This is a genomic window from Noviherbaspirillum pedocola, from assembly GCF_016632335.1.
GTDB classification, from domain to species: domain Bacteria; phylum Pseudomonadota; class Gammaproteobacteria; order Burkholderiales; family Burkholderiaceae_D; genus Noviherbaspirillum_A; species Noviherbaspirillum_A pedocola.
In genome coordinates, this window is the sequence record NZ_JAEPBG010000012.1 from 124,116 (window position 1) to 138,024 (window position 13,909).

Annotated in this window: 10 protein-coding genes; 7 read left to right on the forward strand and 3 right to left on the reverse strand. The window is 65.8% G+C overall.

Going from position 1 to position 13,909, the window contains the following annotated elements; all coding sequences use genetic code 11:
• Positions 1-148 precede the first annotated feature (148 nt).
• The 3 genes from JJB74_RS33710 (at position 149) to JJB74_RS23110 (ending at position 6,864) form a co-directional block, all read left to right on the forward strand.
• Positions 149-1,825 (forward strand): hypothetical protein, encoded by a 1,677-nt coding sequence (locus JJB74_RS33710; protein WP_200595860.1) that lies wholly within the window; start codon positions 149-151, stop codon positions 1,823-1,825.
• Positions 1,825-3,405 (forward strand): pentapeptide repeat-containing protein, encoded by a 1,581-nt coding sequence (locus JJB74_RS23105; RefSeq protein WP_200595862.1) that lies wholly within the window; start codon positions 1,825-1,827, stop codon positions 3,403-3,405. The genes JJB74_RS33710 and JJB74_RS23105 overlap by 1 nt, the downstream gene beginning before the upstream one ends.
• An 81-nt stretch (positions 3,406-3,486) precedes the next feature.
• The gene (locus JJB74_RS23110) at positions 3,487-6,864 is read left to right on the forward strand and encodes an NHL repeat-containing protein (protein WP_200595864.1); all 3,378 of its coding nucleotides are present in this window, start codon (positions 3,487-3,489) and stop codon (positions 6,862-6,864) included.
• On the opposite strand, the gene JJB74_RS23115 is transcribed toward JJB74_RS23110, so the two are convergent.
• Positions 6,774-8,297, reverse strand: a complete 1,524-nt coding sequence (locus JJB74_RS23115) for an MFS transporter (protein WP_200595866.1) — start codon at positions 8,295-8,297, stop codon at positions 6,774-6,776. The genes JJB74_RS23110 and JJB74_RS23115 overlap by 91 nt on opposite strands.
• Before the next feature lie 390 nt (positions 8,298-8,687).
• Between JJB74_RS23115 and JJB74_RS23120 the strand changes: the two genes are divergently transcribed.
• Entirely contained in the window at positions 8,688-9,776 is a 1,089-nt protein-coding gene (locus JJB74_RS23120) for a porin (RefSeq protein WP_200595869.1), read from the forward strand.
• A gap of 38 nt (positions 9,777-9,814) precedes the next feature.
• On the opposite strand, the gene JJB74_RS23125 is transcribed toward JJB74_RS23120, so the two are convergent.
• The gene (locus JJB74_RS23125; protein ID WP_200595871.1) at positions 9,815-11,065 is read right to left on the reverse strand and encodes an Hsp70 family protein; all 1,251 of its coding nucleotides are present in this window, start codon (positions 11,063-11,065) and stop codon (positions 9,815-9,817) included.
• A gap of 287 nt (positions 11,066-11,352) precedes the next feature.
• Between JJB74_RS23125 and JJB74_RS23130 the strand changes: the two genes are divergently transcribed.
• Both JJB74_RS23130 and JJB74_RS23135 read left to right on the forward strand, forming a co-directional pair.
• Positions 11,353-11,682, forward strand: a complete 330-nt coding sequence (locus JJB74_RS23130) for a hypothetical protein (protein ID WP_200595873.1) — start codon at positions 11,353-11,355, stop codon at positions 11,680-11,682.
• 8 nt (positions 11,683-11,690) lie between these two features.
• Positions 11,691-12,227: a hypothetical protein gene (locus JJB74_RS23135; protein WP_200595874.1), complete on the forward strand. Its 537-nt coding sequence runs from the start codon at positions 11,691-11,693 to the stop codon at positions 12,225-12,227.
• On the opposite strand, the gene JJB74_RS23140 is transcribed toward JJB74_RS23135, so the two are convergent.
• A complete protein-coding gene (locus JJB74_RS23140) occupies positions 12,149-12,997 on the reverse strand; it encodes a DUF72 domain-containing protein (protein ID WP_200595876.1) in 849 nt (282 codons plus the stop codon). The two genes, JJB74_RS23135 and JJB74_RS23140, sit on opposite strands and share 79 nt — an antisense overlap.
• A 346-nt stretch (positions 12,998-13,343) precedes the next feature.
• Between JJB74_RS23140 and JJB74_RS33410 the strand changes: the two genes are divergently transcribed.
• The gene (locus JJB74_RS33410; protein WP_200595878.1) at positions 13,344-13,823 is read left to right on the forward strand and encodes a response regulator; all 480 of its coding nucleotides are present in this window, start codon (positions 13,344-13,346) and stop codon (positions 13,821-13,823) included.
• Positions 13,824-13,909: the final 86 nt, after the last annotated feature.

Below are 13,909 nucleotides of genomic sequence, written 5' to 3' on the forward strand. Positions count from 1 at the left end.
CCGGATTGTTCCGTTCACTCATCGATTAATTGTTCGATAAAAGCCATGTCGGATTGAACATTTTCCGATCAGGAATCACCCACCCCTTGCCGCATCGATTCGCCGGATGCCGGCATTTGCCGCCACAGCCATTGCGCAAGGGTTTTCCATGCCGATTTTTCGTCTCGCTCGCCGATTCGCCGCCCTGCTCCTGCCGTTCGTGCTTGCCTCCTGTGGCGGCGGCGGCGAGGAGGAGGGCCGCGTCCAGCGCGACCTCCCCGAGGCCGCCGTCAGTTGTCCCGGCGCCGATCTGGCGCGCCTGCAGACCGTGGTCTACGTCGCGCCCGACGGCATCGCGGGCGACAACTGCGGCGCGACCGTCGCCACGGCGTGCAAATCGATCGCGAAAGGCATACGTCGCTGCACGCGGTCCGGCTGCGCGGTGGCGGTGCGATACGGCCTGTATGACAGCAGCGAGACCATAGCGCTCGTCGACGGCGTTTCGGTGTACGGCAGCTGCCGCTTCGGCGACGAACCGGACCTGCATTACCGCACCGTGATCGCCGCAAAGCCCGCCGCGGGCGAAGCCGCGATCGCCGCAGCCAATCTCGGCACGACCACGGTGCTGTCGAACATCGTCGTGCTGGGCAAGAATGAAACGACGCCCGGCGAAGCGAGCGTGGGCATGCTGGTGCGTTCGAGCCGTGGCCTGAGCCTGTCGGGCGTCACGCTGGCCGCCGGGCGCGGCGGCGACGGCGCGGCGGGCAGCACGGTGAGCGCGGATCCGGGCGGGAATGGCACGCAACCCGGCCCGAACGCCAATGCCGGCGGCGAGGGCGGCGCAAGCTGCCCGGGGAAACCGCAGCCGTGGCCGGGAAGCGGTGGCCCGGGAAGGGAATTGAATTTCCCCGAAATACAGACTTGCACATTCGATTGCGATTGCTCTCCCGCTCCAGCACGGCAGGCTCCCGACTTCTACGCCGGCAGGGACAGCGGCGCCGCACACGGCGGCTCCGGCGGCGGCATCGGGGGGGCAGGTTTGCAATGCAATCCGCATGCGGCGACCGATCCTGGCGGCGGCCCCGCGGGCGCTCCGGGCGAACTCGGCGATTGCGGCATGCTTCCCGGCACGCCATCCACAGCGACTGTCGGCCTAGCGAAGTTCAATGCGGGCCGCTGGGTCGCGTCCCGCGGCAATCCGGGCGGCGAAGGCGGCAGCGGCAGCGGCGGCGGAGGCGGAGGCGCCGGCGGCTATGCGGTACAGCACAAGTTCCTCGGCGACACCTTTCGCTATCACGGATTGCCAGGCGGCGGCGGCGGCGGCGGTTGCGGCGGCCCGGGCGGACAAGGCGGTCAGCAGGGCGGCGCTTCAATTGCGCTGGTGCTGATCAACGCCGGCATGGCCGAGCTGTCCGATACGGCCAATCTGATTCCGGGCCCCGGCGGCCAGGGCGGAACTGGCGGCACAGGGGCTCCGGGCGGTCCTGGCGGCAAGGGGGCGAGCGGCGCCATTACGACGCAAATCCACTTTCAGGCAGGCAGCTTTCAGGTGGCTGCCCCCGCATTCGGCGGCCAGGGCGGCGACGGCGGCCCCGGCGGCGCGGGCGCGGGCGGCGCCGGCGGCAATGGCGGTCCCTCGATGGCCATCGCCGCCGTCGGCGCCGTGCCGGACCCTGGCAACTTCTTCCGCTATTCCACCCTCCCCGGCAGCGCCGGCCGGCGCGGCAGCGGCATCAACAATCCCGCCGTTGCCGGCAGCGCCAACAGCCAGTGCCGCAGCGCCGACGGCCAGGACGGCCTGGGCGGCGCCGGCGATGCAGTCGTGCGTTTCGAAGGAGAAGACTGATGCGCCGCCCGATGCTCAAACCTTCGTCGGCGCGGTTGCCGGCACTGCTGCTGGCCATCGTGCTGTTTCTGTTCGGCGGAGTCGGGGGACGGACCGCGCCGGGATCGGCGCAGGCGCAGGCTACCAGTGTCGCCAGTGTCGCCAACGCTTGTCCGAACACCCCCGCATCCCCGCCCGGCCCCGACTTCCGCAACCGCGACCTGTCCGGCATGAACTTCAACCGGCTCGATCTGCGCAATGCGAATTTTTCCGGCGCCACGCTCAAGGGCACGGTGTTCATCGGCGCCAACCTCTCCGGCGCGGACTTCAGCAACGCCAGGGTGCTCAGGAGCGACAACGAAGACCTGCGCCCGACCGACTTCACCGGCGCGAACCTGCGCCAGGCCTGCCTTGCCGGCATGAGCTTCACCGGGCGGACCTATTTTTCGCATGCCGATGTCAGCTGCGCAGACTTTTCGAACACCGTCCTGCAGGATGGCCTGACGATCTTCGGGCCGGGACCGCTCGTCATCGACGCCTCGCTGTGCAAGCCGGCCTTCCGCGGCACGACGATGAACTGCGAATTCATCAGCGACTGGTCGAAGCTCGACTTCAAGCCGAGCGCGGGCAGTTCGAGCGGCGCCGGCGCCAACCTCAGCGCGTGCGCGGCAAAGCTGGCCGGCGTGGCGCTGCCCAACCTCGATCTGACCGGCGCGAACCTGCAGAACGCCAACCTGAGCGGCGCGAACCTGTACAAAGCGACCCTGCGGGGCGCGAACCTGAATCATGCGAATCTCTCCGGCGCCGATCTCACCGGAGCCATCCTCAGCGGAGAGCCCGGCGGCCCGGCGACCACCCTGATCGGTGCGCATCTGCACAACACGAACCTGACATCGGCCCAGCTTGCCGGCGCCGATTTTTCCTATGCCAATTTCTACAGCAACGGCCACGGCCCATGCGGGATCGGCAAAGCAGGCAAGAGTTGCGCCAGCGCGAGCGGCGCCACCATGACCGGCACCCGGTTCACGGGCGCCTTTCTCTATGGCGTCGACTTCAGCAACGCCACCATCTCCGGCGTCGACTTTTCCTACGCGGTGCTGACCGGCGCGAACTTTGCCGGCGCGACCATAAACAACAACGGCGAGACTTCACCAACCACCTTCCTGCAGGCGCACCTGGAAGGCACCAACCTCGGCCAGTCGCAGCTGATCAGGGATGCCTCGCTGGCCAATGCCTACGTCGACTTCAACCGGGCCGGCAACACCCTGAACGTCGAACTCGACGGCAACCATACCCAGCATGCCTGCCCGTCTTCGGGCTGCCCGGTCGCGCGCGGCGCGAGCGTGTGCATCAGCATGTCCTATGGCGGGGAAGGACGGGTGCCGCAAGCCGAACCCAGCCTGACCTGCCCTTCCGGCGACCAACTGCCCGCCGGCTGCGGCCCCGCAGAACGCGACGGCAGCAATCCGGCCTGGAAGAGCACTCAGCCACTGAACGCACCGCCGGCCTGGTATGGGAACGCCGCCACCTATACCCCGGCGGCGCCCAGCGCTTCCATCTGCAATGGCGCCACTCCGCGGCCCGTCGCGTTGGACTGGTGAGCACGCCGCCATGCAGCCGCATAACCGCATAACCGTACAGCCCAAAGCATCGATCCCTTTCAAGAGACAACAGGAAGCGTCATGAGCAAAAGCCAAACCGGAAAACGCAGGGCACTGCGCGGCAGCGTGGGGACGATGAACCGGCGCGAATTCCTTGCGCGCATCGCCGCGCTCGGCGCAACGCTGGGTGCGCCGCCGCTGCTGTCTTCCTGCGGCGGCGACGCGTCGGCGCCACCGCCGCAGCAGGCGCTGCAAAGGCGGCTGCTGTTCTTCAACCTGTCGCGCACGGCGGGCCCCGCCCTGGCCAACCCCTATCTGCACATCGCTGGCAAGCGCCTGCCGCTGACGCCGGTGGCGCAGGCGCCCGAGGTGCTGCAGCAGGCGCGCCGCAGCAACGCCTTCCTGCAGGCCTTGCCGGATGCGGCCATCACCCATCACCTGGACGCGGAGCTGCCGGCAAAAGCGGTGGCCCTGGGCTACGTCAGCGCCGACGAGGATCCCGCCAGCGGCAACTGGACCATGCCGCTGCTTCACCTGCTGCTGCCCGAAAGCGCGCATGCGCTGGCGTTTGCAGCCGGGGCCGCGCGGCTGCCGCGCTCGGCCAAGCGCCGCTTCTACGGCATGCCGGCTGCCGCGAGCGCGGCGGAACTGATCGACGAAGCCGCGTTCATCGACAGCCACGACCATGCGCAGGCGCTCGTCGGCGTGCACACGGAACTGCTGTGCCTGGACCCGGGCGGCGCGGCCTACCTGCATGCGAATCACATCGCGCCCAACCCGGACATGGTGCAACTGGTCGCGACGCTGGCCGGACTGGGCCCGGCTGCGCCGCAGCAATCCGCCTCGCAGCCTAACCCGGGGCAATGGGCGACGCTGCGCCCGCTGCTGGACAGGCGGGTCGTGCCGCCCGTGCCGTACCGCAAGAGCGACGGCAAGCTGATCCAGTTCATGCCGGACTGGCACCCGGACGTGGACGCGGCCGTGGCGCAGTGCATACGCACCATCCATCCGGGCGTGATCGACGATGAGAACCTGGGCGTGGCGCTGGGCGCGGGAAGCGTCGTGCAAAGCGCCGAGGCCGTCCGTGGACGCCTGTGGTTTCGCCACGATGGCCTGGCCAGCGTTGCGCGCCGGCAGGCGCAGGCCGGCGAGGACGTGCCCACCGTCACCTTTTCCAGCCTGGCTACCGAGACTGGCCTGGCGGTGAGCGCGCCGACGGTGGAGAACGTCGGCGGCCGGGTGCAGGTCACGATGGACAATGTCTCGAACTGGTTCCTGCGCTGGCTCGGCATGTGGATCAAGTTCCGCGCGCCTGGCGATGGCGACAAGCCGGGGCGTGTCATCCCGACGAGCTCTCTGGACGTGGACACGCTGCCGGATGCGAAGTATCCGCATTCGAACGGACTCGATACCGCGGAAAGCCTGTTCGTCGGCATGCTGCCCGAGGTCAATGCGCTTGCCGGCATTCCATTCATGCCGGGGAAATTCGAGCCGGTGATCCGCTGGCCGCAGGGCGCGGCATCGATGGAAGTCATCTACGGCGGGCTGGGCCTGTCCGGCGCGCTCAACGATCCGGAAAAGCTGCGCACGCCCGGCATCGTGGCCACCGTCCTGGTCAACTACGTCATCGTCTCGATCTTTCTCGCGGCCGGCGTGCAGGATCTCGATGAAACCGGGCGGCTGCTTCTCGACCTTCTCGCGCAGGGCTTGCTCGAACTCCTGCTGAACGTGTTCGAAGCGCTGCTGGCGCGGGAGACGCTGGCGCTCGAGGAACTGGTCGCGGGAATGTGCAAGACCATCATGGAGACCGGCGCCACCACGCTGCTGGACCATCTGTGGAAGTACCTGTTCGATACGATCGGGCGCAGCGAAGTGATCGATTCCATCCCGATACTCGGACAGGCGGCGCGCGCCGTGGCCGCCGTGATCGGCGCCGTGGAGCTGGCGGAAACGACGCTGGAAATCGGCCTGTCGCCGCCGCTGTACCGCTTCAACCTGGTGCTGACGCACGACCTGTCGACGAGCTTCACGGTCGATCCCGACTTCCTCAAGTCCTGGAGCAGCTACAGCCTGTACTACAAGGTCAGCTACGTGTTCGACAGCGGCAGCGCGCACGTGCTCGCGCCCATCGACCTGCCGGCTGCGGCGGCTGGCGCGCCGGTGGCGGTAATGCTGTCGGGGATTCCGTTCGGCGGCCAGGTCAACGTCCTGGTCGGCATCTATGCCCGCGCGCAGGGAGCGGCCCCGGGCGCGAACGACCTGTGCGCCGCGCACGGCAGCACTGGCCTCATCGCCAATACCGTCGATACCGCCCCGGCGATCGCGCTTGCCTACAACCGGGTGCCGATCTCGGCTGCCACGGTGTACCTGCACAGCGGCATTTCCAGCCTGGATGCGAGCGGCGCGCATGCCTGGCGCACCGGCCTGAACGGCGGGAACGCGCCGCCCTACCTCCCTCCCACCGGCGACCAGCAGCCCAGCCTCGGCGCGCTGCGCGGCATCACGGTGCGCCAAGGCGCCGGCGCCTTGCCGGGCTACGTCGGCTATGCCTGGCAAGGCTATTCCAGCGGCGTTCCCGGCTGCGGCAGCGGCGTTCCCGGCCAGTTCGACTATGTCGCCATCCTCGACACCGCCACAGGTGCGGCGGGTGCGGCGCGCCCCGGCTTCGTTGCCAGCAGCTGCGGATCGGGCGCCGGCACGCTGGCGAGCTTTTCGCTGCTGTCGGACCAGAGCCGCAATGTGATGCTGGAGCCGGAATCGCTGCTGCTGCGGCCGGTCGCGCTGGGCAGCGCGCCAGCCTTGCCGGGACCGGGCACGGGCGGCGCCTTCGGCCGGCTGAACCTGCCGCCGACGCGGCTCCTGCTGCATCCGGCCGGTTATGCGGTGTCGATCAACAGCGAGAACCACAAGATCGAGGCGCTGAAGCTGCCGCAGCAGGCGGTCGATGACGCCACGGCGCGCAGCAGCTGGCTGGCGCGGCACTATTCGGGTTTCGGCACCCGGCCCGGCCTGATGGATACGCCGGTGGCGCTGGCCATCAGCGCGGATGGCGTGATCCTGGTACTGGAGGACAGCAGCGGCAACAACCGCATCCAGGCCTTCGATGTCGGCGGCAATCCGATTCCGTATTTCACCAAGCAGAAGCGGCCACATTTCCTGCAGCTCGATGCCACGCAGAACGCCACCTATCTCGACCTCGCGGTGGAATATGGCGGCTTCCTGTACGTGCTGTCGCAGGACGCGAGCAATGTGCACTGGCTCGACGTCTACCATCCCGACCAGGAAGGCACTGCGCCAATCTGCCGCACCTCCGGCATCAATGCGGCCAGGATGACCGTCGATTTCTGGCGCACCGTCTACACGCTGAACTACGACATCCTGCGCTCGCCGGACGGCTCCATCCCGGCGCTGACTGAGCCCTCGGTCAGTTTCTGGACGCCGTCGACCACCGGCGGCTGATCCTCCTGATCCTCGTGATGCACCGCGCCCAGCGGCGGCGCGATGTCTTCCAGTGGCCGCCGCTCGGCATCGACCGCATGCCGCAGCGCGATCAGGCCGGCGACGATCACCAGCGCCGCGCCGATCGCATAGCCCACGGTCACCGCGCCACGGCTGCCGGACTCGATCAGCAGGCCGAACAGCAGCGGCGCGGCAAAGCCGCCGGCGCCGGTGCCCACCGCATAGAACACCGAGATCGCCTGCGCCCGCATCTCCAGCGGGAACACTTCGCTGACGGTGAGATAGGCGGAACTGGCCGCGGCCGAGGCGAGAAAGAACACTGCCGACCAGCACAGCGCCTGGGTCAGCGCATCCAGCCATCCGGCCATGAACGCCAGCCCGGTCGCGGCCAGGCCGACGCCGGACAGCACATAAGTGAAGGCGATCATCCTGCGCCTGCCGATGCGGTCGAACAGCGGCCCGAGCAGCAGCGGCCCGAGCACGTTGCCGAGCGCGAACGGGAAGATGTATAGCGCCACGCGCGCATCCGGCACGTGATGAAAGCGCGTGAGCACCAGCGCATAGGTGAAGAAGATCGCGTTGTAGAAAAAGGCCTGCGACACCATCAATGCGATCGCCACGACGCTGCGCCGGCGATAGCGGCGCGCCAGCACCGCGGCGACCTCGCGCAACGACGGCGCGGCAGCGCCGGACAGCGCGATGCGCCCCGATGCCGGCGCCAGGGCGCCATGCTCGGCGGCGACCTCGGCTTCGATGGCGTCGATAATGCGGTGCGCCTCGTCGGCGCGGCCATGGGCCAGCAGCCAGCGCGGGCTTTCCGGGACATCGCGCCGTACCAGCAGAATCGCCACCGCCAGCACCGCGCCGAGCACGAAACCGGCGCGCCAGCCATAGACCGGGCCGAGCACATGCGGATCGAGCAGCACCAGCGACAAACCGGCGCCCAGCGCCGCGCCCAGCCAGAAGCTGCCGTTGATCGCCAGGTTGACCCGACCGCGCACACGCGCCGGGATCAGTTCATCGATTGCGGAATTGATTGCCGCATATTCGCCGCCGATACCTAATCCAGTCAGAAAGCGGCAGACCGCGAAAAAGCCGAAGCCGGGAGCCAGGCCGGTGGCGAGCGTCGCCAGCATGTAGACCGCCAGGGTCAGCAGGAACAGGCGCTTGCGGCCGAGATGGTCGGTCAGCCGGCCGAACAGCAGCGCGCCGACCACCGCACCGCCGATATACAGCGAACCGGCCCAGCCGACCTGGCCCGCGCTCAGTCCAAGCGTATCCGGGCGCTCGAGCACACCGCCGATGGAACCGACCAGCGTTACTTCCAGCCCATCCAGCACCCAGGCCACGCCCAGGGCGATCACGATGCGCCAGTGCCAGCGCGACCAGGGCAGCCGGTCCAGCCGTGCCGGAATGTCGCTTGAAATCGTCATGCTCCCCTCTCCTTGCGCTGTCTGAGCATAGCGCCGCCATTCACGTCAGCCGCGGCGAATGTCCCGCGCAAGTTGAATCGGACAAGCACTCTCGCCGCCCGTTTGCGGAATGCTGAAAAATTGCGCACCGGCTCGGTGCTCTTATCCAGATTCAAACAGATCGTGCTGCTGCCGCTCTTGCGTTCCCTCATCGCAATTCACATCCAAGCTTTTGTATTTTCAATATTTTTCCCTGCGTCATTGCCTATCGGCACGTTGTTTGCCCTTAGCACCGCAATGCGCAAAAGCCATACGTCGCGCATTCGAGGAGACCTGGGACTAGCCCTTTCCCACCCGATTTGCGGAAAAGCCGTCCACGGCAGCCATTTCAACAACACCAGGGAGCAAGTCATGAAAAAAACCATCATCGCCAGCGCTGCACTCGCACTGGCATCCGGCATCGCTGCCGCGCAGACCAATGTCACCTTCTACGGCATCATCGACGCGGGCGTGCTGGCGCAAAACCACAGCGCGCCGGGCAGGCCGAGCGTGAGCCTGGCCAGCGGCGGCGACGCGCCCAGCATCTGGGGCTTCAAGGGCACAGAAGATCTGGGCGGCGGTCTGAAGGCGATGTTCAACCTTGAAGGCCATTTCGCTTCGGACACCGGCGCGCAGGTCGGGAACCTGTTCCGGCGTCAGGCCAATGTCGGCCTGTGGATGGCCAATGTCGGCGCGGTCGCGCTGGGCAACCAGTACAGCCCCGCGATCCTGGCTTTCGCCACCACCGATCCGCGCGGCCTGCGCGAGAATTTCTCCGGTCTGTATTCCTGGGCCTACAACTCCGGCGCACTCGGCGGCGCGGGCATCAACACCAATAACGATGTGGGCGTGTTCCTGCAGAACGCGATCTCGTACACCAATGATTTCGGCCCGGTTCACTTCGGCGCTGCAGTCAGCCTGTCCGAGCGTCCGACGGGCGCGACTGCGCTGGCCAACAATACCGGCAACCATGGCTCGGTCTACTCGCTCGGTCTGACCTATACCGGACCAATTGCGCTGTCGGCCGCGTACCAGCAGGCGAACAAGCCCGACAGCGGCGACTACCTGTCGCGCATGGTTTCGCTCGGCGGCGCTTATACGATGGGTGCGCTTACCGGGAAGCTGAACTATTTACGCGGCACTAACCGCGCGCCGGCGACGCTGGACGAAACCTCGAAGGTTGACATGTGGGGACTCGGCGTCGACTGGAAGACCGCGCCGAACAATACCGCGTCGGCCGCTGTCTATTTCGCCAAGGACAAGAACAATGGCGACGACAAGACCACGACTTTCATCCTGTCGGATCAATACGCCCTGTCCAGAGGCACCACGCTGTACGGCACGCTGGCCTTTGCCAACGCGCGCGCCGGCGCCACGGCCCTGACTTCGGCGGTACTGACCCCGGTGTCTCCGGACACCAACACCACGCTGCTGAACGTCGGCGTCAAGCACACGTTCTGATGTTGAGGGGGCGGTCTTCGGGCCGCCCGATCTCCGGCCTAGCCGAAGCGGCGCGCCGCATCGAGCGCCAGGCCGGTTCCGATGGAACCGAACAAATCGCCTTCGACCTTGCGCGCCGCGGGCAGCAGCGCACCGATGCGTTCGCGCAGCAGCTGCACGCCGCTGGCGCCGCCGGTGAAGAAAATGGTGTCCACCGCATCGAGCGCGACGCCGGCCTCGGCCAGCAGCGCGCGCACGCTGGCATCGATATCGTCGACCAGATGCGCAACCGCGCGATCGAACCCGGCGCGACTCAGCGGCAGATCGACCGGCGGCGCCAGCCGGTCCAGCGCCAGCGTGAAGTCGGTGTTGTCGGAAAGCGCGATCTTGCCCTCTTCCACCTTCAGCGCCAGCCAGTGGCCGGCGCGGTCGTCGATGAGACGGCGCAAACGGCTCAGGGCCACCGGATCGTCGGCGTCGCGCGAAAAATCCTGCAGCTGCTGCACCGCCTTGCGGCTGTAGGCGGAATTGATCGTGTGCCAGGTGGCGAGATGAAAGTAATAGCTCGACGGCACGTCGCTGCCATTCTTCAGGCGGCTGCCCATGCCGAGCAGCGGCATCACCGCCGCCAGGCTCAGGTATTTGTCGAAGTCAGTGCCGCCGATGTGCACACCGCCGTTGGCGAGGATATCGGCGCGCCGATCGGCTTGCCGCGCGCGCTGCGGTGACAGTCGCACCAGCGAAAAATCCGAAGTGCCGCCGCCGATGTCGGCAACCAGCACCAATTCTTCCCGTTCGATGCGCGCTTCGTAGGCAAAGGCGGCGGCAATCGGTTCGTACTGGAATGCAATGTCGCGAAAACCGACGGCTGCAGCGATCTCGCGCAGGGTGTTTTCCGCCAGCGCGTCCGCGGCGGCGTCGCCGTCGATGAAATGCACCGGCCGGCCGAATACCGCATGTTCAAACGCACAACCGGCAGCGGCTTCGGCACGTCGGCGCAGCTCGCCGATGAATTGCGACAACAGCTCGCGGAATGGCAGCGCGCGTCCGAGCACCTCGGTTTGCCCATCGATGAGCGGCGTGCCGAGCAGGCTTTTTAGTGAACGCATCAGCCGGCCTTCATAGCCGGCCAGGTATTCCGCCAGGCCTTGCCGTCCGAAGCTCGGCCTTTCTTCCTCGGCGTTGAAGAAGACCACCGATGGCAGCGTCGGCTTGCCGTCTTCCAGCGGCAAAAGCGTCGGCTGTTCGGGGCGCAGCCAGCCGACGGTGGAATTGGAAGTGCCGAAATCGACGCCGCAGGCAGGTTTCATGGTGTCAGCAAAGCAGAAAAAGGGCGCCATCTTATTGCATGTCGGCGCCGCTGTCCCAGCGCGCTCAAAAAGCCCGGTGCGTTGCCACAAAAACCGGGTGTAAAGACTTGCGTCAGCTTTGTATCGGGAGGTAACAATTCGCTCGGGCCGGATAAAGCGTCCTACACTGCAATGTGGTCATACTGTTCACTCTGCACACCGAATGCGCTCAGAATGAACACCGCATCTGTAGAACCAATTTTCTTCATTCCGCTATTCTTCGCATCCCTGAACAACTGGAGCACATTGTGAAACCCGGCAAATGGCTTTTGTTCGGTGCCTTGCTTGCCGCTGCGGCCGGCACTTCAAGCGCCTGGGCGCATGGACACGGACACGGGCACGTCGGCGTGTATTTCGGCGTGCCGCTGGCAAGCCCGTTCTACTATCCGGCGCCCGTTTATTACTATCCGCAGACGGTGGTAGTGGAGCGGCCGCCAACGGTGTACATCGAACGCAATCCCGCGCCGGCGCCTTCCGGATACTGGTACTGGTGCCCGGATGCGCAGGCTTACTATCCACAAGTGCCGAGCTGCCCGACGCCGTGGCAGCAAGTCCCGGCCACGCCCGCCAACCGATGACAAGCGCCATGACTATCCTGACCAGACTCGTGCCCGGCCTCGCCCTGCTGACGCTGGCCGCGTGCACTACAATGCCCAGCGGTCCGAATGTGATGGTGCTGCCCGGCACCGGCAAGAGCTTCGACCAATTCCGCAATGACGATTACCAGTGCCGCGGCTATGCGCAGTCACAACTCGGCGGCGCCACGCCGACCACGGCGATGCAGGAAAGCGGCGTGACCAGCGCCGCCGTGGGCACGCTGCTCGGCGCAGCGGTCGGCGCTGCGGCCAATGGCGGCCACGGCGCGGCGGTCGGCGCGGGCACCGGGCTTGCCGTCGGCGGCCTGGCCGGCACGGGCGCAGGCCAGGCTTCCGGCTATGGCGTGCAGCGGCGTTATGACTATGCCTATCTGCAATGCATGTATGCGCAAGGGCATCGTATTCCGTCGCCGGGAGGCTACATGATCGAATCCTATACAACGCCGTCTTACACGGCGCCATCGTCTTCGAAAAGCATGCCGCCGCCACCGCCTCCGGGCGCACCACCGGCGCCGCCGCCACGCTGATCGACGTCGCTTTCGCGCTGCACCCGCTCCAGCGTCGCCAGCGCGTTCGGCAGCGCCGCGCCGCTGGCGGTATTGTCAAAAATGCACCAGACCCGTCTGCCGCGTTGCTGGTGATGCAGCAAACGCGGCGCCAGCTTTTGCAGGTAATCGTCGGCATAGTTCGAGTGGTAAATCTCCGGTGAACCGTGCAGGCGGATGTACAGCAAATCGCGGTAAATGACAGGCGCCATCTCGCTGACTACTGGCGGATCGGCAATCACCCGCGCCACCCGTTCTTCGCCCAGTAGAGCGGCCGCCTCCTCCCCAAACCAGCTGCGGTGCCTTGCTTCGCAGGCCAGGCCGATACCTTCCGGCAAGCCTACGCGCAGGCGGCCGAACAAATTGGCAGCGGCGTCGGGGTCAAACACGAGGCTCGGCGGCATTTGTACCAGCACACAACCCAGCCGGTCGCCCAGATGCAGCACCTCGTTGAGGAAGCTTTCCAGCGGCGCTTCGATGTCTTTCAAGCGCCGGAAATGCGTAATCTCCCGTGGCAACTTGACCGAAAAACGGAAATCGGCAGGAACGCTGTCGCGCCAGCGCGCATAGGTCGCGGGCAGATGCGGCCGATAAAACGAAGAGTTGATTTCCACTGCCGGCAACACTGCGGCGTAACGTTGCAGATGCGTGCCGGCGCCGGGAAAGCGTGGCTGCAGGGTCGTTGGCAGGCTCCAGCCCGCCATGCCGATGCGTATCGGCTCCAGATTGGCTGCGCTGGAATGGTCCATCATGGATGTAGATGAGAAATGTCGATAGCACAATCATGCCCGCAGCCCTCGCCCCTCTCCCTTGTCCCGAAACAAGCGTGTAACGAACTCCTGTTTTCCTACACGGGTTTCAGATTTCGTCCGATTTCGCGTCGTTCGGTGCAACTGCTATTTTCCATCGTAATGGGAAATTCTTGTCGGTAAGTTGGTTCGCCTTGCGTGTGAACTGCTATTCGCAGTCTGGCGCAGGTGCTATGGCACAAGCTCGCTTTTTTTGAGGCGGCATAGCAGAAATGACGGCAACATCGTTAGCACACGGCAAAAGAATTTCCTTGTTGAAACTATATGACCGGTTACGGCAAGGACCACCGTGCAATCATCCATTTCGAATGCTTACTCTGTCACTGTCGATGTTCCATCATCGGCAGAGGCAATCCATTCCGAACCGGTTGCGCGGCACGGTGGCTTTATCGAGCACCGCGCGTTTCGCATTCTCCTGATCGATGACAATCGCGATGCCATTGATTCCATGGGCGCCCTGCTCGAGTTGATGGATTACGACATCCGTACCGCAGAAGATGCCGAGTCCGGCCTGGCAATCGCCGCAAGCTTCCAGCCGCATCTAGTTCTGTCGGACATCGGTTTGCCCGGCATGGATGGTTATGCGCTTGCGCCGCACCTGCGCGAAGCCGCGGGCGAGCGCAAGCTGATTCTGGCAGCCGTTACCAGCTACGGGCGTGCACGCGACAAGGCGCGCGCGCGGGAAGCTGGCTTCGACTATCACTTGGTCAAACCAGTAGATGCGGATGCGCTGCTGGAGTTTGTCGCGCGGCAGTTCCGGGAATACTGATCCGGCTGGCACACGCTTTCATCTCGGCATCAGATTTCCACTTTTCCTACAAAAACAACTCCGCTTTTCCTATATCCCTACCGCCT

Bases quoted from the DNA above. Each gene is read 5' to 3' on its own strand.
- JJB74_RS23135 (WP_200595874.1), top strand. From the start codon at position 11,691: ATGACTATCCTGACCAGACTCGTGCCCGGCCTCGCCCTGCTGACGCTG.
- JJB74_RS33710 (WP_200595860.1), top strand. From the start codon at position 149: ATGCCGATTTTTCGTCTCGCTCGCCGATTCGCCGCCCTGCTCCTGCCG.
- JJB74_RS23110 (WP_200595864.1), top strand. From the start codon at position 3,487: ATGAGCAAAAGCCAAACCGGAAAACGCAGGGCACTGCGCGGCAGCGTG.
- JJB74_RS23105 (WP_200595862.1), top strand. From the start codon at position 1,825: ATGCGCCGCCCGATGCTCAAACCTTCGTCGGCGCGGTTGCCGGCACTG.
- JJB74_RS23115 (WP_200595866.1), bottom strand. From the start codon at position 8,297: ATGACGATTTCAAGCGACATTCCGGCACGGCTGGACCGGCTGCCCTGG.
- JJB74_RS23120 (WP_200595869.1), top strand. From the start codon at position 8,688: ATGAAAAAAACCATCATCGCCAGCGCTGCACTCGCACTGGCATCCGGC.
- JJB74_RS23140 (WP_200595876.1), bottom strand. From the start codon at position 12,997: ATGATGGACCATTCCAGCGCAGCCAATCTGGAGCCGATACGCATCGGC.
- JJB74_RS23125 (WP_200595871.1), bottom strand. From the start codon at position 11,065: ATGAAACCTGCCTGCGGCGTCGATTTCGGCACTTCCAATTCCACCGTC.